At 69.0% G+C, this 18,105-nt stretch carries 16 protein-coding genes, 1 tRNA gene, 1 pseudogene and 1 CRISPR repeat array; of the genes and pseudogenes, 8 read left to right on the forward strand and 10 right to left on the reverse strand.

Going from position 1 to position 18,105, the window contains the following annotated elements; translation table 11 throughout:
- Positions 1–17: 17 nt before the first annotated feature.
- Both PV789_RS09745 and PV789_RS09750 read right to left on the reverse strand, forming a co-directional pair.
- Complete coding sequence (locus tag PV789_RS09745; RefSeq protein WP_274977111.1) at positions 18–2,342, reverse strand: phosphodiester glycosidase family protein; 2,325 nt, start codon at positions 2,340–2,342, stop codon at positions 18–20.
- Between the two features lie 288 nt (positions 2,343–2,630).
- Positions 2,631–3,530, reverse strand: coding sequence for a DMT family transporter (locus tag PV789_RS09750; protein ID WP_274977112.1), 900 nt, complete (start codon positions 3,528–3,530; stop codon positions 2,631–2,633).
- A gap of 132 nt (positions 3,531–3,662) precedes the next feature.
- Here PV789_RS09750 and PV789_RS09755 point away from each other — a divergent pair.
- Both PV789_RS09755 and PV789_RS09760 read left to right on the forward strand, forming a co-directional pair.
- Positions 3,663–3,836: pseudogene (locus PV789_RS09755) on the forward strand (helix-turn-helix domain-containing protein); the annotation flags it as partial.
- 36 nt (positions 3,837–3,872) lie between these two features.
- On the forward strand, positions 3,873–4,568 hold the full coding sequence (locus PV789_RS09760; protein ID WP_274978106.1) for a LysR substrate-binding domain-containing protein: 696 nt from the start codon (positions 3,873–3,875) through the stop codon (positions 4,566–4,568).
- A gap of 40 nt (positions 4,569–4,608) precedes the next feature.
- On the opposite strand, the gene PV789_RS09765 is transcribed toward PV789_RS09760, so the two are convergent.
- The 5 genes from PV789_RS09765 to PV789_RS09785 form a co-directional block, all read right to left on the reverse strand.
- On the reverse strand, positions 4,609–5,067 hold the full coding sequence (locus tag PV789_RS09765; RefSeq protein ID WP_274977113.1) for a carboxymuconolactone decarboxylase family protein: 459 nt from the start codon (positions 5,065–5,067) through the stop codon (positions 4,609–4,611).
- The gene (locus PV789_RS09770; RefSeq protein WP_274977114.1) at positions 5,064–5,459 is read right to left on the reverse strand and encodes a GNAT family N-acetyltransferase; all 396 of its coding nucleotides are present in this window, start codon (positions 5,457–5,459) and stop codon (positions 5,064–5,066) included. Before PV789_RS09770 ends, PV789_RS09765 begins: the two co-directional genes overlap by 4 nt.
- 150 nt (positions 5,460–5,609) lie before the next feature.
- Positions 5,610–6,713: an LLM class flavin-dependent oxidoreductase gene (locus PV789_RS09775; protein WP_274977115.1), complete on the reverse strand. Its 1,104-nt coding sequence runs from the start codon at positions 6,711–6,713 to the stop codon at positions 5,610–5,612.
- Between the two features lie 190 nt (positions 6,714–6,903).
- Positions 6,904–7,371: a MarR family winged helix-turn-helix transcriptional regulator gene (locus tag PV789_RS09780; protein WP_274977116.1), complete on the reverse strand. Its 468-nt coding sequence runs from the start codon at positions 7,369–7,371 to the stop codon at positions 6,904–6,906.
- 147 nt (positions 7,372–7,518) lie between these two features.
- The gene (locus tag PV789_RS09785) at positions 7,519–8,460 is read right to left on the reverse strand and encodes a DUF5996 family protein (RefSeq protein WP_274977117.1); all 942 of its coding nucleotides are present in this window, start codon (positions 8,458–8,460) and stop codon (positions 7,519–7,521) included.
- Positions 8,461–8,997: 537 nt separating this feature from the next.
- Here PV789_RS09785 and PV789_RS09790 point away from each other — a divergent pair.
- Positions 8,998–9,654, forward strand: a complete 657-nt coding sequence (locus PV789_RS09790) for a hydrolase (protein WP_274977118.1) — start codon at positions 8,998–9,000, stop codon at positions 9,652–9,654.
- Positions 9,655–9,781: 127 nt separating this feature from the next.
- Positions 9,782–10,090, forward strand: coding sequence for a GNAT family N-acetyltransferase (locus PV789_RS09795; RefSeq protein ID WP_274977119.1), 309 nt, complete (start codon positions 9,782–9,784; stop codon positions 10,088–10,090).
- Between the two features lie 289 nt (positions 10,091–10,379).
- Here PV789_RS09795 and PV789_RS09800 read toward each other — a convergent pair whose 3' ends face one another.
- From PV789_RS09800 to PV789_RS09810, 3 genes are all read right to left on the reverse strand, one after another.
- A complete protein-coding gene (locus tag PV789_RS09800; protein ID WP_274977120.1) occupies positions 10,380–10,787 on the reverse strand; it encodes a hypothetical protein in 408 nt (135 codons plus the stop codon).
- A gap of 237 nt (positions 10,788–11,024) precedes the next feature.
- On the reverse strand, positions 11,025–11,198 hold the full coding sequence (locus PV789_RS09805; protein WP_274977121.1) for a hypothetical protein: 174 nt from the start codon (positions 11,196–11,198) through the stop codon (positions 11,025–11,027).
- Positions 11,199–11,400: 202 nt separating this feature from the next.
- Positions 11,401–11,490 (reverse strand) — tRNA-Val (locus tag PV789_RS09810).
- A gap of 172 nt (positions 11,491–11,662) precedes the next feature.
- On the opposite strand from PV789_RS09810, the gene PV789_RS09815 reads away from it, so the two are divergent.
- From PV789_RS09815 to cas8c, 4 genes are all read left to right on the forward strand, one after another.
- Positions 11,663–12,409, forward strand: coding sequence for a DUF2637 domain-containing protein (locus tag PV789_RS09815; protein WP_274977122.1), 747 nt, complete (start codon positions 11,663–11,665; stop codon positions 12,407–12,409).
- Positions 12,410–12,582: 173 nt separating this feature from the next.
- Positions 12,583–13,123: a CRISPR direct-repeat array (repeat unit 37 nt; unit sequence GTGGCAGCCACCCTTCGGGGTGGCTGAGGATCGCAAC).
- Between the two features lie 227 nt (positions 13,124–13,350).
- Positions 13,351–15,549 carry a CRISPR-associated helicase Cas3' gene (cas3, locus tag PV789_RS09820; protein WP_274977123.1) on the forward strand — a complete coding sequence of 733 codons (2,199 nt, stop codon included), beginning with the start codon at positions 13,351–13,353 and terminating at the stop codon, positions 15,547–15,549.
- A complete protein-coding gene (gene cas5c / locus PV789_RS09825) occupies positions 15,546–16,250 on the forward strand; it encodes a type I-C CRISPR-associated protein Cas5c (protein WP_274977124.1) in 705 nt (234 codons plus the stop codon). The genes cas3 and cas5c overlap by 4 nt, the downstream gene beginning before the upstream one ends.
- 4 nt (positions 16,251–16,254) lie before the next feature.
- Entirely contained in the window at positions 16,255–18,060 is a 1,806-nt protein-coding gene (gene cas8c, locus PV789_RS09830; protein ID WP_274977125.1) for a type I-C CRISPR-associated protein Cas8c/Csd1, read from the forward strand.
- Positions 18,061–18,105 lie beyond the last annotated feature (45 nt).

An 18,105-nucleotide genomic window follows, 5' to 3' on the forward strand; every position in this document is an offset into this window, starting at 1 on the left:
GCCCGCCGCCCGGCGGGTCAGGGCTCCGTCGTGACCTGGGCGGTGAGGCCGTCCAGCACCACCTCACCGGTGTAGGACCGGCTCGGGTCCTCCTCCAACAGGTACACCCGCGAGACCGTGACCGGGTGCCCGACGTCCTCGGGCACCTCCAGGCGCACGTCGCGCCAGCCCTCCCAGTCCACGGCGGGGCCCTCCAGGGAGTGGCCGACACCGTGCGCGTCGGTGAGGCTGAGCATGAGGCGGGCGCCGTTGCCGTCGCCGCGCACGCCCACCGTGAACGCGAAGGCCTGGCGGTCCAGGGTGAGCGGCTCGGGCGGGTGGGCGGCGGCGGTCCGGGTGCGGATGTCGCGGGTGAAGTCGTAGGCCAACGCCAGGCCGGGGCCGTCGCGCCCGGCCACGGGGCGCACCTCGGCCGCGCCGCGCGCGGTCCGCGCCGTCCACTCCCGGGCGTTCTCGAATTCCGCCAGGGGAGTCGTCCGCGTACCGATGGAGAACGGTATCCGCGTGCTCACCCCGCCCGCGGTCACCGTGAGGACGCCCGCCCCCTCTCCGGGCCCCGTTCCCTCTCCGGTCCCCGACCCCTCTCCGCTTCCCGTGCCCTCCCCGGCGCGCGGTCGCACCTCGAAGCCTCCGTCGCCCCGGTCCGTGACCTCGACCAGGTCGGGGACGGCCTCGACCCGTGCGTCGACCGGTTCGACGGGCGCCCGCCGCCCGTCCCCGGTGACGCCGGTGAGCACGAAGGAGGCGGTGTCCTCGGTGGAGGCCATGCCCAGGTGCCGGGGCGCGGCGACGAGTGTGTCCGGGGCGGGCAGCACCTCCAGGTCGACGGTGTCGCGGGCCCGGCCCGCCCGCCCCATGACGGTCACCGGGCCGGGGTCTCCCGCCACGAACCGGGGGCCGTCGCCGTGCCCGCTGGGCGCGGACAGCTCCAGTTCACCGGTGCGGTCGTCGGGGGAGTGGGGCGCTCCGGGCCCGGAAGGCCCGAAGGCCTCGTCGTGCCCGGTGGCGGCCAGGGTGCGGTGCATGCCGGTGAACACGCGGCGGGGGTCCGCCTGGGGCGGCACCGGGGAGCCGTGCTCGGGCCGGGGCTCCAACGCGGGCCGCAGCCACAGGCCCGAGGTCCGGGCCGAGCCCTCGGGCGCCGTGAAGATCAGGCCGTCGGGGACCTCCCGGAGCTGGTCCCCGGCGCGGTTGCGCAGCGCCGGGGAGACGCCCCCGGGTTCGCGCACGAGCAGGGTCGAGGACCCGCCGCCGTCCAACTCCAGCGCCTGCTCGGCCCCGGACGCGGCGAGCAGTTCGGCGACCTCCGCGAGCGTGGCCCCGGAGTGGCCGCGGTTGCGCCCGTCCGCGGTCACCACGTGCATGGCCTCGCCGTCCTCGGAGAACCCGATCGCGGTGCGCGGCGCGCGGGAGCCGTCCTCGACGGGGACGGGCTCGCCGTCGCGCACCAGCACGTGCCGTCCGCCCACGACGACGCGGGGTTCGACGCCCCCGGCGGTGAGGGTGTGCTCCACCTCGACCGGGTCGCCCTCGGACAGGGCGGCGATGTGCTCCGCCGCGGAGCCGCGCGCCACCAGGACCTGCTCGTCCTCCTCGATCGGGCCGCTTCCCGGGGTGTCGCTGACCCGCTCGACCTCGCCCTCGGAGATCACGGCCTCGGCGACGGCCGCGTCCCCCGGGTCGGCCCCGGGTTCGTACACCACGTGTGCGCGGGGGTGGTCGCCCCAGTCCGACGTGTACAGGCCCAGACCGTCCGCGGGGACGGCGGAGGTGTTGAGGGCGTCGAGGTCGAGGTCCCCCGAGGGCAGGGACGCGGTCCCGTCGAAGGCCACCTGGCGCACGCTGCCCCTGCCCTCGGCGTCGATGACCGCGGCGTTGGCGAACCCCGGGTCGGGCGAGGTGAGCAGGCGCCCGTCGCTCATCCCGGCGCCCAGCGGGGCCTGGGTCGCGCCGATGTCGAAGTAGCCGCCGTTGACCGCGGCGACCACGGTGGAGCCCTCCGGGGGGTCGGCGGCGGCGACCATGTCCGCGACCGTCGCGGGGGAGGTGAGGCCGCCCCCGTCGACGTACTCGACCCCGACATCCTCGGTGAGGTCGACGGTGAGGAGGCTGGCGAACTGCTCCCCGCCGTCCCCCGTGGCGGGGAGGGGGCCGGAGGCGAGGCCGACCCCGGTGGCGATCCGCTCCTCCACGGCCCCGGCGATCCCGCCGACCGGCGCGGTGACGTCGGCCGTCACCCGGGACGAGGGCGCGGCCAGGACCATGGGTACGACCAGTACGGCGACCACGGGGACGGCCGCGGAGCGGACGGGGCCCGAGGGCCTCGGACGGGACAGGTTCACGGGGGCACCCCTTCGCGGGAGGGTTCGTCTGGGCGGTGGGTGGCGCGCCCGGTGCCCGGTCGTGCACATCCTCCACGACGGGTGCTCTTTCCAACGGCGGTACACACCGGAGGGTGAGGACGTGAACACGGGGAGAAGACCCGGGGGCTCCTCTCCCCGTACCCCGGACACGGACCGTGCGGCCCGGAAACGACCCGGTTCGGGACGTGGGTTCTGACCTGGGAGGACGACGGGCGATACGGGATGCGGATTCGTGTACGGGAGTTCCGGCAGGCTTTCGTCGACGCGCTAGCGCTTACGCTCTCGGAGCAGCAGGCCGTTTGCTATGGCGACACCGGCGACCACGACCGCTGCCCCCGCCAACTGCAGGACCGTGGGGTGCTCGCCCAGGACCAGCGCGGACAGGCCGAGCGCGAGTACCGGCTGGATCAGCAGCAGCCCGCCGGTCGTCGTCAACGGCAACGAGACGCTGCCGCGGTGGATCAACAGCCAGGCGGCCACCTGACCGAGCACCGCCAGGAGCGCGAGCAGCAGCCACGACCGGACCGGGATTCCGTCCAGCTGGATACCGCCGGAGACCGGCGAGACCGCGACGGCGGCGACCGCGGCGGAAGCCGACGCCCAAGTCAGCGGTTGAACGAACAGACCCGGGCCGCGGCGTGCCGACCGGCGGGTGATGAACAGGTACACGCCGTAGCCGCAACCCGCGATGACACCGAGCAGCACACCGATGCTCGTGTCCGGGCCCCGGAGGGAGGCGTTCCACAGCCCGCCGACCAGGCTGATCCCCAAGAGCATCAGCGGGAGCGTGACGACGAAGCGCGTCGTGACCCTCTCCCGGTCGACGAGGAAGGCCAGCACGGGCAGAACCAGGACCTGTATGTTGATCAGGACGGTGCTGATCCCCGCGCCGACGTAATAGATCGAGGCGGTCCAGGCGGCGTAGTCGATGCCCAGCGCGGTCCCCGCGGCAAGGGACCACAGCACACCGCCGCGTGAGAGCGCCCCCGACCGCGCCCGTTCCCGAAGCGCCAGGGGGACCAGCACGACCACGGCGATCGCGCACCGTGCCACCGCGGTCGTAGCGGCGTCGACGTCGGCCAGCTTCACCAGGACCGCCGAGGCCGAAAGGCACAGTGCTCCGGCCAGGACCAGGGACGACGCGACGAGGGGGCCGTCCCTTCTCACCGTTCCGCCGGTGTGGGACGTACTGTGCGACGGGCGTGGAGCGACAGAGGACATGACTCGACAGTAGGTTCGCACCCGGGGCCAGCACTACTTCATAGTTCTACCCATTTGTGTTAAGTATTCCTTATGACTATGGGATGGGACCGTCTCCGTGTACTGGACGCCGTCGCCCGGACGGGGTCGGTGACCCAAGCCGCGACGGCACTGCACATGACCGGCTCCGCAGTGTCACAGCAGTTGCGGCGCATCGAGGCCGAGACCAGGACGAAGATCGTGGTTCCGGAGGGACGCGGTCTCCGTTTCACCGCGAAGGGAGAGGTACTCGCCGGATACGCTCGGCAAGTGGCCGAAGCCGTGCAACGGGCGGAGAACGATCTTCATCGCGACGAGACCTATGTGGGCCATCTGCGTGTCGCGGCGATCGCTTCCGTCATCCGGAGCGTGCTCGGCTCCAAGCTGACCGCGTTCCAACGTGAGTACCCCCGCGTGCGGGTGTCCGTTGAGGACGGGGAGACCGGCGATCACCTCGACCGCCTCGCCGCCGGGGCCGTCGACCTCGTGCTCGCCGAGTCCTGGAGCGCCTCCCCGCTGCGGCTGCCGACGGGTGTCATCGCGGAGCAGCTCACACGAGAAGCCCTGTTCATCGCGGTCCCGGGGGACCATCCCCTGTGTTCCCGTGGCTCTCTCAGCATCCGTGATCTGGCCGGAGAGCGCTGGGCGACCTGTGCCCAGGGTTCGGACGCCCACACCGCGCTCGAACAGGTCGCGCGCCGACACGGTGTCGAGCTCGACGTGTCGTTCCATGTCGCCGACCATCTGACCCAGCTCGCGTTAGTGCGGGAGGGCCTGGCCGTCGCCTGTGTCCCGATCCCGGCTGAGGACGGTGATCCGAGAATCGCCTGTCTGCCGCTCGACACCGAACTGCACCGCGACATTCTGCTTCTGGAGCGGGCACAGACCGCCTCGTTGGCGCTCCAGGCCCTCAGAACGTGCTTGGTGGACGGATCACGGACCGCTTCCGCCGGCGTGGCGCCCTGATCGGGCCGCGGGTCGCCACGACGGCGGAAACCGCCTCCGTCTACCGCTTGCGCACAGGGTGGCCGCTCGCGATCGAGACGCGGTTGAACGCGTTGATGAGCGTGGTGGTCCACTCCACCGCGGAGATCTGGGCGGTGGTCAGATGGGCCGCCGCGCGGGCGTTGACGGCCTGCCGGTCGACCGTCGGGTCGATCACCGTCAACGACTCCGCCAGTTCGAGCGCGGCCCTCTGCTCATCGGTGAACAGCGCGACCTCACGCCAGGCCGACAGCACGTCCAGGGTGCTCTGCGCTACCCCCGCCTCGCGCGCCTTCGGGAAGTGGATGCTCAGGCAGGTCGGGCACCCGTTGATCTGGGACACCCGGATGTTGATCATCTCGACGGTGTCGTCGCCCAGGCCCGCCTCCCGTGCCGCGGTCCTGGAGGCCGCCGCCGCCTTGAGCATCGCCGCGTAGACCTCGGGGTGCTCCTTGTCGATGTAGGGGCGCTCCGCTCTCATGCGCCGCTCCCCTCGACGGTCTCCTTGACCAGGGCGAGGTCGGCCGGCCTCGGGCGGCGGAACCGCCCGCCCCCGGCCGTGTACTCGTCGCCGTGCTCTCGCAGGTGCTTGGCGAAGAGCGGGCACACGGGGACGACGGTGAGGTTCCCGCGGGCGCTGTCGGCCAGCGCCTCACCGACCAGCAGTCCGGCCAGGCCCCGGCCGCCGAACTCCGGTGCGACCTCGGTGTGGAAGAAGACGCGCTCGCCGGGTGTCCGGGGCGGGTCGACGAAGTCCGCGCGCCCGGCGGGGGTGCCGTCGTCCAGGCTCACGGTGTAGGCGCTGACGGCGCGTGACCGGTCCAGCGCGATGTGGACGACGGCGCCGGTTCTGTCTGTTCGCGGCTCTCTCATGGAAGGCCTCTCTGGTGGGGACGGTGTTCGGCTCGGTCGGTGGAGGGCAGGGGGCGCCCGGCCCGGGTGGGGTGGACGCGGGGCGGGCGCGGCGGCGGGTTCTCGTCGTGACCGGAACGGGAACCCGCCGTGGGGATCGGTCGTCTCGCCTCAGCCCGTCGACGCCGCGGAGGTGTCCGCGGCGTCTCGGGCGGCGAGCAGTGAGGCGTGGGTGGGCGCGTCGGGCACGTGCGAGGGCCGGTTACTGGCGAACTCCTTGCGCAGCACCGGAACGACCTCCTCACCGAGCAGGTCCAGCTGCTCCAGGACCGTCTTCAGGGGTGTCCCGACGCCGTCGACGTTGAACAGCTGGCGCTGGTAGTGGCCGAAGCTGTCGCGGAAGGCGAGGGTCTTGTCGATGACCTGCTGGGGGCTGCCGACGTTCAGCGGGGTCTGGTCCATGTACTCCTCCAGCGACGGCCCGCCGCCCATCAGGGGGTGGTGGTCGAAGTAGGGGCGGAACTCCTTCACCGCGTCCTGGGAGTTCTTGCGCATGAACACCTGCCCGCCCAGGCCGACGACGGCCTGCTCTGCTTTGCCGTGGCCGTAGTGCTCGAAGCGGCGGCGGTAGAGCGAGATGAGCTTCTTGGTGTGCGTGGCGGGCCAGAAGATGTTGTTGTGGAAGAAGCCGTCCCCGTAGAAGGCGGCCTGCTCGGCGATCTCGGGGCTGCGGATGGAGCCGTGCCAGACGAAGGGCGGCACGCCGTCCAGGGGGCGGGGGGTGGAGGTGAAGCCCTGCAACGGGGTGCGGAACTTGCCCTCCCAGTCCACCACGTCCTCGCGCCAGAGCCGGTGCAGCAGGTTGTAGTTCTCCAGTGCCAGCGGGATGCCCTGGCGGATGTCCTGGCCGAACCAGGGGTAGACGGGGCCGGTGTTGCCGCGGCCCATCATCAGATCCACCCGGCCGTCGGCCAGGTGCTGGAGCATGGCGAAGTCCTCGGCGATCTTGACCGGGTCGTTGGTGGTGATCAGCGTGGTGGAGGTGGACAGGATGAGCCTGTCGGTGCGGGCCGCGATGTAGCCGAGCATCGTGGTCGGTGAGGAGGCCACGAACGGCGGGTTGTGGTGCTCGCCGGTGGCGAAGACGTCCAGGCCCACCTCCTCGGCCTTGAGCGCGATGGTCACCATCGCCTTGACGCGCTCGGCCTCGGTCGGCGTACGGCCGGTGGTGGGGTCGGTGGTCAAGTCGCCGACGGTGAAGATCCCGAACTGCATCGCACCCGTCTCCCTGTGGTCGCTGTGCCGACTGCCGTGGCGGACGCGGTGCCGGGCGTGGTCGCCCCCGTCGCGGCGTCATCGTCTTTTTGTTGATGTGTCAACCATGGTAGCCCAAGTGGAAGTTGATCCATCAACGGAATCGGGGTGGTGCTCCCGGGGGTGCGCGCTGCTCGCTCAGTCCGCCCGCTCAGTCCCGCTGCTTCTCCATGTGGTCCACGACGCGCTGGGAGAGCCGGGCGAACGTCCTGAGCTGGTTGGGTGTCAGGGCGTCGACGAACAGGCGGCGGACGTGCTCGACGTGCAGGGGCGCGGCCTCCTCGATCGCCGTGTACCCGGCCGGGGTGGCGACGATGAACGCGCCGCGGGCGTCGTCGGGGCATTCCTCCCTGGCCACGAGCCCGCGCTTGGCCATCCGCCGGACCTGGTGGGACATCCGGCTCTTCTCCCAGTTCACGAGCCTGGCCAGTTCCAGGAAGCGCATCTTCCCGTCGCTGGTCGCGGTGAGGTTGACGAGCACGAGGTAGTCGGAGGCGGACATCCCGGAGTCGGACTGGAGGAGACGGGACAGCCGCCCGACGAGCGTCTCCTGCATGCGGATGAAGCTGTCCCAAGCGGCCTTCTCATCCGCCTCCAGCCAGCGCGGCGTCTCGTTCATGGGCGCAGTGTAACGAAGAAGTTGACACCTCATCCACCTGGGACGAAGCGGCCCGGGCGCGGCCCCGCGTCGATCCGGGCCCTCCGAAAGCGCGGAGGGGCCCGTCGACGGGGGCCGCCACCCCGGCCCGGTCCGTCCCGTCGTCCCTCAGGACGCGGGGGTGCCCTGCCAGCGCAGGGGGTCGTCCTCCAGCGCGGAGCGGTCCCAGTCGCCCAGGTTCGCGGCGGCCTCGTAGGTGGTGCGCAGGAACTCGGCCACCGCGCGGTCGGGGTCGGGCGCGGTGCGGGCGGCCTCGTAGGGCAGCAGGAACTGCTGGAACTCGGTGCTGTAGTACGCGCCCTCGGGGCCCACCGGCTGGTCGGCGAACCCCTCGGGTGCGGGGTAGGCGTAGGAGTAGAAGGCGCCCTCCTCGCCGCCGCCGGGCCAGAACCCGCAACTGGACAGTTCCCGGGAGTAGCCCTCGACCATGACCCAGTCCCCGCAGTTGGGCGCTCCGCCCGGGTGGGGCGGGGCCGTCCGTCCGGAGAAGCGGGTGCAGGCCAGGTCCATCGCACCCCAGAAGAAGTGCACCGGACTGACCTTGCCGACGAAGTGCGACCGGAACTCGCCGATCACCCGGTTCGCCTGGAGGAGCTGACGCCAGAACAGGGCGGCCGCCTCCCCGTCGTAGGAGGCGTGCTCGTGGTCCTCGGCGAAGGGGATCGCGGGCTCGACCTCGTTGGGGCTCGGCCGGATCGGCGCCTCGATCCCGAGCTGGCCGAGCGTGTCCATGATCCGGGTGTAGAACTCGGCGACCGGCATCGGCCGCAGCGGGAAGCTCCGCTCGCCGCCGTCGCTGCTGTGGATCCGGAGCTGGTGGCCGACGAAGTCGAACTCGATCTCGAAGGCCCCCGTGCGGTAGGGGACGGCCGAGGTCGTCAACCCGCGCGGGCTGACGTAGAGGGTTACCTGCCACCAGTGGTTGATCAGCGGTGCGTGGGCCATGCGGATCTTGCCCACGATCTGGGTCCACATGTGCAGGGTGTCGCGGGTGGGGGTCCAGTCCGAGACCCGCAGGCTCGGCCAGTTCGTCGCTGACGGGCTGGTCATCGCTCACTCACTTCCTTCCGTGCGCCAAGGGGCGGAGGCGGCCGAGTGCCGCGGACGGGTGTCCTGACCCCCGGCCCCTCCCGGAGCGAGGCGGGCCGCGGTCCTGTCGGCCCCCGCCGCGCCCCACGGCGGCCGACGGCCTCCGGACGGGTGGTCCTCCGCCTCGCCTGTGGGCGCGAGACCCCCGCTGGTCGTTGATACATCATCCGGACAGTAGGTGACAAGTCAACTTGCTGGTGGGCGATCCGCGCCCGCGGGAGACGGCGGATCCGGGGTCCGATTTGGTTGACACATCACCCAATGGTGCTAATTTTGGTGATGCGTCACCTAACTCGGCGGAAGCGCTCCGTCACCGCCGCGCAGGACCGCTCCCGCGCGGAGAGGTCGCGCCGGTCCACGCAGCCGCGTCGGCCGACGCGGCGTGGCGTCGGCCGGTTCGGGCGGCACGGGCACGGGCGCACGCGCCCGTGCCGTCCGCGCGGCGACCGGCGTCCCGGCCGAGCCCCCAGAGCACGAAACCCCTGAGAGGAACCCCCTGTGAGCACCAAGGCCAAGAACGGACTCCAGGCACTGCTGACGCCGGAGGAGAGCGTCCTCGTCCTGATCGACCACCAGCCGTTCCAGTTCGCCAACCTCAACAGCCACGAGCCGTCCATGGTCGTCAACAACACCGTGGGCCTGGCCAAGGCCGCCAAGGCGTTCGGCGTTCCGACCATCCTGACGACCGTGCTGGAGGAGCGCGGCGGCTACCTCATCCAGGAGCTGCAGGACGTGTTCCCGGAGCAGAAGCCGATCGACCGCACGTTCATCAACACCTGGCAGGACGAGCGCGTCGTCGACGCCGTCAAGGAGACCGGCCGGAAGAAGGTGGTCATGGCCGGTCTGTGGACGGAGATCTGCCTGGCCATGCCGGCGATCCAGGCGGCGGGAGAGGGCTTCGAGGTCTTCGCCGTCACCGACGCGTCGGGCGGCGCCTCGGCCGAGTCCCACGACATGGCCGTGCGGCGCATGGTCCAGGCCGGCGTGGCGCCGATCACCTGGCTGGCCGTGGCGGGCGAGTGGCAGCGCGACTGGGCCCGCGAGGAGACCATGGAAGGCATGGTCGACGTCCTGACCCGGCACGGCGGCGCCACCGGCATCGCCTTCGCCTGGGAGACGCAGATGCTGGCCAGCCGCGCCGCGAACGGCGGCTGAGGACACCACCGCGCGACGGGGCCGGTCCGCGGCGGGCACGGCCCGTCCCCGACCGGTCCCGTCGCCGACGAGGACACCGCCGGTCAACGGCGTGAACAGGCTGACACACCAACACGAGGGAGGACCCGTGGCGGTCCAGGTGGGCGACGTGCCCCAGGCCAAGCGCTATGAGGCCCGCGTCGACGGAGCATCCGAGGTCGCGGGCACCGCGGAGTACATCCGCACGCCGGAACTCGTCGCGTTCGTGCACACCGAGGTCGGGCCGGAGTACGAAGGCAGAGGAGTCGGGTCCGCGCTGGCCCGCACGGCCCTCGACGAGGCGCGGTCCGCGAACCTGCGCGTGCTGGCGACCTGTCCCTTCTTCGCGGGCTGGATCGCCCGTCATCCCGAGTACCAGGACCTGCTGTACCGGTCCCGGAGCAGGGTCAGCGACTGAACGGTCGCGCGTGAGGCCTGCTTCCACGCCGGTGAAGTGGACAGCGCTGCTGAGGCCCAGGCCCGGGGCGAGGCCTACAGCGTGCTGGTCGCCACCGCCATGGTCGCGATCGGGGTCGAGGAGGAAGGTCCCGGTGACCTGCCTCCTCGACCTGTACGAGATCTTCGAGGGGGAGGACTTCACCGGGTCCTGCGACGCGGCCCCGCGGATCCTCGACTGGTGCCGTGACAACGATCTGCCGACCACGGGGAACCGACCCGTGGGAGCCACGGTGAGCGGTGGAACGAGGTCAGAGGCCGTGAAGGTGGAAGCTCCGGCTCCGGTGGAGCAGGTGCAGCGTGTTGGCGACCAGCAGCAGTGGCAGGGCCGCGAACACCAGTCCCAGCCAGAAACCGGCGATCACCGCCCAGACGGCCAGGGCGAGAACGAGCACCAGTAGGAGGAGTTGCAGCCCTACGGCGGACACGTACACCGCACGGCTCGGCCGCCGAAGCAGGTATCCACAGATCAGGCAGGCGGCACCGTAGACGGCCGCGAGGGCCACCAGCGCGGTACCGGACGAACCGGTCTGGCCGCAGGAGGCCAGTCCGGCGATCAGGAACAGGCCGCCGGTCACGTACATGGAACGCCGCGAGGACCGCGCCTGCGTCGGCGGAGGAACCGGAGGGGTGGGGCGGGGGGAATCCGAAGGGGGCATGCTCCCATGTTGCCACCCCGGCGCTCTCCGTGGTGGCGTACTTCCCCGACGTAGGGAGACCGTGGGCGCCGGTCCGCTTCCACCTGCTCCCCACCCCCGGGACGCCGGTCCGAGCCCGGGGACGATGGAACGCGGTCGACCGGGACTGCGCCGCCCAGCCGCTCGCGGGCCTGACTTCACCATCGCCGAACACGCGCTCGTTCGGCCGGCCGTTCCCGACCTCGATCCCGGAGTCTGTCAGTCGAGGACCCGGTCGACGACATCGGCGATGAACTCCTCTGTCGCCGCCTCGCCCTCGTATGTCACGCGGACCAGGACGGCGCCGACGAGCATGGCGAGGGAGGGGTCGACATCCCGGGCCGGGAGGTGCGCGTGGCCGTGGACGGGGCGGTGGCGGCCCTGGAACGACACCAGGCGTTCCCCGGCTCTCCGCCGCCTCCCGTGATCCTGTTGTCCCAGCTGATCGCGGGGGACCGCGAGTGGCTGTTCACCGTGGCGCCGACGCTTGAAGAGCACTACCGCGGAAACAGCGGAAGCGGGCTCCCGGATGTCTCCCGCACAGGAGGGCTCCGGAAACGACTCAGGCCGGAGCGTGTGCTCCGGCCTGGGAAGGTGGTGGGCGATACAGGATTCGAACCTGTGACCTCTACCGTGTCAAGGTAGTTCCGGCTCCGCAGCGACCTGCGCCGATGAGCATCCACCCGGGTCGGAGGGTTCCGTTGAGGGATCTTCACGGCGGTTGGGACCCGTTGGGAGGGGTTCGCGTCTCCCAGAAACCTCCCAGTGCGGGTGGGAGACGGGCGTCTCCCACCCCGCCCGGCAGAACGCTTCCGCCCCCGTGAAGGTTCCTCGGTCACCGGGAAAGGGTGATCGGGATGGAGTCCTCCCGCTGGTCACGATGGGTCACCATCGCGGCTGTTCTGCTGCTCGCGGGCATCGCCGCGGTGGTGTCCTACTCCCACATGTACGAACTCGCGCTGCGCCACGGTGAGCCGGAGTGGCGCGCGGCACTGTTCCCGCTGTCGGTCGACGGCATGATCGTCGGTGCCTCCATGACGCTCCTGAGCGACGCCCGGCACGGCCGCAAGGGCGGCCTGCTGCCCTGGACGCTGCTGATCGTCGGCTCCAGCGCCTCCCTGGCCGCCAACGTCGCGGTCGCCGACCCCACGATGTGGTCGCGGATCATCCACGCTTGGCCGAGCTTCGCGCTCATCGGTGCGTACGAGTTGCTCATGCGGGAGTTCCGCACGACGGCGAAGAGCGTACGCACTGCGTCCGCAGACGATGGACAGACGACGAAACCGATATTCGAAGCGAAGACCGAGGAGGCTCAGGACTCCATCGGATCGGATGCTTCGAAGCTCACCGGTCTCCAGGTCGTGCACGCTAGGGGTGCTGGGCCCACCGCAGAGCCGGTCTTATCACCGTTCCAGGCCAGGGCATGGCGATGGGCCCTGGAACAGCAACAGGAAACAGGTGAGTTGCCTAGTGGGAAGGAGATCGCTGTGCGCTTCGGCCGCAAGGAACGTTGGGGCCGGTTGGTCAAGCAACAAGGGCAACGCGAGCACCGTGGCTGTGGAACTCTGAGGCCGGGCGAAAGAAGTTCTGGCTCGGCGGGGTAGGACGCTACTCTCAGCGTGCGTTCCTGTGAACCGGAAAACGGAAGTTGGGAACCGGAAGTGATCACGGAATCCCGGGGAGGTTCCCAGCTCGTTTTCGTCAGTGATGGGAGTAGTGTCCGGTCTTGGACCGTCGCGCAACACTAGCCTACGAACGTTTAGGCAGGTTGGGCGCCGTGGCAGCCACCCTTCGGGGTGGCTGAGGATCGCAACTACCTAGGGTTTCGGGCCGCACCGACAGGCGAAAGGTGGCAGCCACCCTTCGGGGTGGCTGAGGATCGCAACCTATCTCCTATCAATGAGTGGGGGCGGTCCCGACCAGTGGCAGCCACCCTTCGGGGTGGCTGAGGATCGCAACCGTATCTGGCGGTGGATGATCCTCCAGGACGTGCGGTGGCAGCCACCCTTCGGGGTGGCTGAGGATCGCAACTCCACGAACGACGGATGGTGGGTGACCCCCGAGGAGTGGCAGCCACCCTTCGGGGTGGCTGAGGATCGCAACACCAGCCTGCTACCGGCAGGTACAGTGACCCTGGGTGGCAGCCACCCTTCGGGGTGGCTAAGGATCGCAACGCCCAGTTGGAGCGGGGCGTCAAGCGGGAGGGCGGTGGCAGCCACTCTTCGGGGTGGCTGAGGATCGCAACTTCGGGGAGCCGTTCCGGCTCCGGCCGGATCAGAAGGTGGCAGTCACCCTTTGGGGTGGTTGAGGATCGCAACTCCTCCAGGCCCAGCGCAGCCTCGGGGTAGGTGCCGCGTGGCAGTCATCCTTCGGGGGTGGCTGAGGATCGCAGTCAGAGGCTTTGGTAGTTCGGTTTGCAAATTTTTAATCCTGTTTGTCTGGTTTCTGTTTTGTCGGTTTTCGGAAACTTCAGGAAACTGTCGTCGCTCCTCAGTAGTGTCCTCGGCGAGAGCAATCGCTGACGAGTCACTGCTGGAGTATGTCCATGCCCTTGTGGGCTCATAGCGTCAACTACCTGGGAAAACGCCATTCCCTTGAAGATCATTTGTGGGGCACGGCTCACCGTGCCGGTTCTGCTGGGCATGCTTTCGGGGCCGCTGAACTGTCTCGGCACCTCGGGCTGCTCCACGATGTGGGCAAAGGGTGCTGCGAGTGGCAAAACGGGCTGGTCAGGGCTGAGAAGACAGGAGGCCGGGTCGGCACACCCCACAAGCACGCTGGTGCCTGGCTTGCTGACCAGCAGCAACTCGCCATCTTCGCCGGAGTGGTCTTCGGCCACCACGGTGGGCTGCATTCGCTCAGCAGTCTCAAGGACGAACTGAGGGCAGCGAAGGGACGCCATCGCCTCCAGGTAGAAGAAGCCATCGACAAGGTCAGCCGAACAGTCCCCGAGATCATGAGCGGCCCTGGGCTGCCCGCGTGGATCGAAGAGGCTGATGACGCCCTGGTGGTGGATGCGTTGGTGCGCATGGTCTTCAGTGCCGTGGTCGATGCCGACTACCTCGACACTGCCGAACACTTCGACGGCCGTCCCCGTGCGGTCCACCCGCTGAAGGCTGCCGAGCTCGTCGCGCATTTCGAAACCGCGCGCCAGAAGAAGTTGGCCGACGCAGAGGACTCCGCGGTGAATGCGCTTCGCCGCGATGTCTATGACCAAGCCATCGCGGGAGCCACCGGACCGATCGGCATGTACCGGATGCCTTCTCCCACAGGTTCGGGCAAGACGTTCTCCTCAGCCGGGTTCGCGCTACACCACGCGGCAGCGCACGGTCTGCGTCGGGTGATCGTGGCGGTCCCCTTCATGTCCATCACCGAGCAGAACGCGGATGTCTACCGCGGCCTGTTGGACCAGCCTGGTCAGCTTCCGACCGTTCTGGAACATCACAGTGGTGTGGACCTCGATGAGGACCCTGACAAACCCGTGCCACCGCACGAACGGTGGCGGCGCTTGGCTGCGGAGAACTGGGATGCTCCGTTCGTGGTCACGACCACGGTACGGCTGTTCGAGTCCTTGTTCAGCAACCGTCCAGCGGCGATGCGCCGTCTGCACAACATCGCGGGATCGGTCCTAGTCCTGGATGAAGTCCAAGCCCTGCCCGACGCGATGCTTCTGCCGATCCTGTCGATGTTGCGCGTCCTGACCGAGTACTTCAATGTCACCGTGCTGTTGGCTTCGGCCACCCAACCCGCTTACGGCAACCTCAACGTGGTCCGCGACTTGCCGGTACGGGATCTGATCGAAGAGCCCCAACGCCTGTACACGGCACTCAACAGGGTCCGCTACCGCTGGTGGGTCGATCCCCGACCCACTGCACAACAAGTAGCGGAGGCCGCTGCTGGCCAGAGGCAGTGCCTGGTGGTGTGCAACACCACCGCCCAGGCCGCCGAGCTGCACCAGAAGGTGCAGCAGCAGCGGGGAGCCGAGCCTGACGAAGTGCTGCACCTGTCCACACGGATGACCGCCGACCACCGCAGGCGTGTCCTGGCTGACATCCACGGCCGGGTGAAGGCGGGCAAGCCCGTCGTCGTGGTTTCCACACAGTTGGTGGAGGCCGGGGTGGACTTGGACTTTCCGGTCGTCTACCGAGCCTTCGCTACAGCCGAAGCGATGCAGCAGGCGGCGGGCCGCTGCAACCGCAACGGGCGTCTGTCCAAGGGCGAGGTGGTCATCTTCGAGGTTGAGGGCTGGGAGCGTGCCGCCGCCCGCGTCTACGGTCCCGCCCTGGGAGTAACCCAGGAGTTCTTCGGACCCGGACGAGCCTTCCCCGACGACGTCACGGTGATGGACGCCTACTACACCGAGCGGTTCGCCAGAGCCGGTGTGGAAGCGATGGGAGCGCGAATCCAGAGGCGTCGTGCGCATGGCGATTTCCCTGCGGTCGCGGACCTGTTCCAGATGATCGAGGAGCACACCGTCCCCGTCATCGTTCCCCCCAGCCCTCAGGATGAGCACAAGGCGCAGGAGTGCCGCCAGTTGCTGGCTCACCTGCGCAGTGGCGCCCCTGGCAGCGCCGACATGCTACGGCGTCTACGTCCCTGGACAGCGACCCTGCCGAAGAACCTGGCGAGGAAGCACGCCGATCTGACCTCGCCGGTCCTCGGTGACCTGGTCGAGTGGTTGGGCGACTACGACCGTAAACACCGAGGCATCGAACTGTCCGACTCGAAGGAGTACGTGTTTTGACCGCACCCCCCGGCACTGTGCGCAGGCGACCCCACCCGCCCTTGGCCGTAGAGGTCTGGGGCCCCTATGCCTGCTTCACCCGCCCGGAGTTCAAGACCGAGAGGTTCAGCTACCCGGTCATGACCCCCTCCGCGGGCAAGGGACTCCTGGAAGCCATCTTCTGGAAGCCGGAGTTCTCCTACCAGATCGAACGCATCGAGGTACTCGAACCTATCCGCTGGTTCTCCGTACGCCGCAACGAAGTGGAGGCCACCACCAGCCTCGACTGGGTCCGTAAGGCCATGGCCGACCACACCCACCGCTTCGACGCCGAGACCGTACGGGACCAGCGCAACACGGTGGGTCTGCGTGACGTGCGATACCGCATCCACACCCACATCCGCGTCCGTCCGCACTCGGGCGCCCCCGAGGCCAAGTACCGCGACCAGTTCCGTCGCCGCGTCGAACGCGGGGCCTGCTTCTCCCAACCCTTCCTCGGCACACGCGAGTTCTCCGCCTACTTCAGCAAACCCACCGAACGTAAGCCGACCTCCACCACGGAAGACCTCGGCGTGATGCTGCACGACATCAGCTACAGCGATACGGGCACGGAAAGCTACCGGTGGTTCCACGCCAACCTGGACCGCGGAGTCCTCCACGTGCCCGAACGCGGCATCGAGCTGCCCACCGCAGGCCCGGGCCGTACCGGCGGGAGGGGATGAACCGATGCTGTTGACCCGTCTGTCCGAACACGCCCAACACCTGGATCTACCACCGGTCTACTACCGCAAGCGCACGGTGCGCTGGGCCCTTTCCCTTGATTCCCACGGACACGTCAAGTCCGTGGACAGCGCAGGCGCGCCCACCTTGGCAGCCCTGGGCCAGGGAAAGAGCAACGGCATCGAACTGGCCACCCCCTACGTGTATCGCTCGGGTGCCAAGCCCCCGCCGATGCTTCTCGTGGACACCTTGCAGTACGTGCTGGCCATGCCCGTGGACGACTCCGACAAAGCAGACGCGGAAGCGACCCGGCGCAACGACGCCTACGTCTCCTTGGTCCAGGAGTGGGCCAGCTCTGCCCCCGCCAACCCGTTGGCCTCGGCGGTCAAGGCCTTCTTCGAACGCCAAGACCACCTCAACCTCGTCATCCCCGAGGAGGCAAAGCCGAGCGACACGGTGGCGCTACGCGTGCAGGGACAGTGGGCCCACGAGGACGACAGCGCCGTTCTGTTGTGGCGCCAGACCGTGGCCAAACGCAAGGGCAGCAAGGCAGGAAACGGGGTGTGTCTCGCCTGCGGCCAGCCGGGCGCCCTGCTGGACACGCTCCCCGAGCCACTCAAGGCCGGAGCGATTCCCGTCGCCACCGGCATGGGGCGTGACACAGTCCTGGTCTCGGTCAACAAATCAGCCCAGGGGCGAGGCGGACGCACCCAGCTCGCCGACATACCCATCTGTGACGGGTGCGGTAGCACGGCCACAGCCGTTCTCAATGCTCTACTCGCCACCCCAGAGCACCGCCAGCGCCATGAGGACAGCGTCACCGTGTGGTGGTCCAAACGTCCCACCAAGGTGAACCTGCTGCGCAGCATCAGCGAAGCCCAGCCCGAGGACGTCAAAGCCCTCTTCGAAGCACTCGACCGTCCTCGCGATGGCGGAGTGGCCGACCTCGCTGTGGACACCAACGCCTTCTACGCCCTCACTCTGGGAGCCAACCAGAGCCGAGCCGTGGTTCGGGACTGGCTCGACATCCCCCTCGACCAAGCCCTGGAGAACGCGCGCAGTTGGCTGAATGACCACCAGGTCCAAGGGCTGTGGAGCAGCGAACCACAGTACGTGGGCGTGTGGAGGATGGCGCGCTGCCTGGGGCGGTGGAAGGACGGAGACGACGGTCAAGGCTCCTACGTCAAAGGCAGCGAGCCCAAGAACGCCAAGCAGATCCTTACGGACCTTGCTCTCCACGAAGGCACTCGACGCCCTCCGGTGCACCTTCTGCAACGCCTGGACCAGCGCATCAGCGCAGACGGACGTTTCGACACCGCCCGCATGGCGTTGCTCAAACTCCTGCTCTTGCGCCTGTACCCGGAACTGAAAGGGAAAGTGATGCCCACCTTGAACACGGACAACGACCACCTCGCACTACTGTGCGGGCGCCTGTTCGCCACCTTCGAACAGATCCAGTACCGCGCCCTGCGCGATGAGAGCACCAAGCAAGGGCCCAACACCACACTCACCGACCGCTACTTCAGCGCAGCAAAAGCACGCCCTCTGCCTGTTCTGGAGTTGCTCCGCGACAACGCCAACGCCCACCTCAAGCGCATCAGGCGCGACAACATGGGCGCTTGGCACGGGTTTCAGAACCGCCTAGACGAACTTTACGGCCGACTGGATGGGCCACTCCCCGCGACCCTGGACCTCAAAGGCCGATCCCTCTTCACCTTGGGCTATCACCAGCAGCGTGCCCAGAACCGTGCCGACGCCGAGGCCGCGAAGAACAAACGCGACAAGGCCAACTCACCCTCCGATGACGAATGACTCTGACCGGAACGCACCCTCTCACACACAACACCCGAGGAAGCC

The sequence above is a fragment of the Nocardiopsis camelliae genome (assembly GCF_028993595.1).
Lineage (GTDB): Bacteria > Actinomycetota > Actinomycetes > Streptosporangiales > Streptosporangiaceae > Nocardiopsis > Nocardiopsis dassonvillei.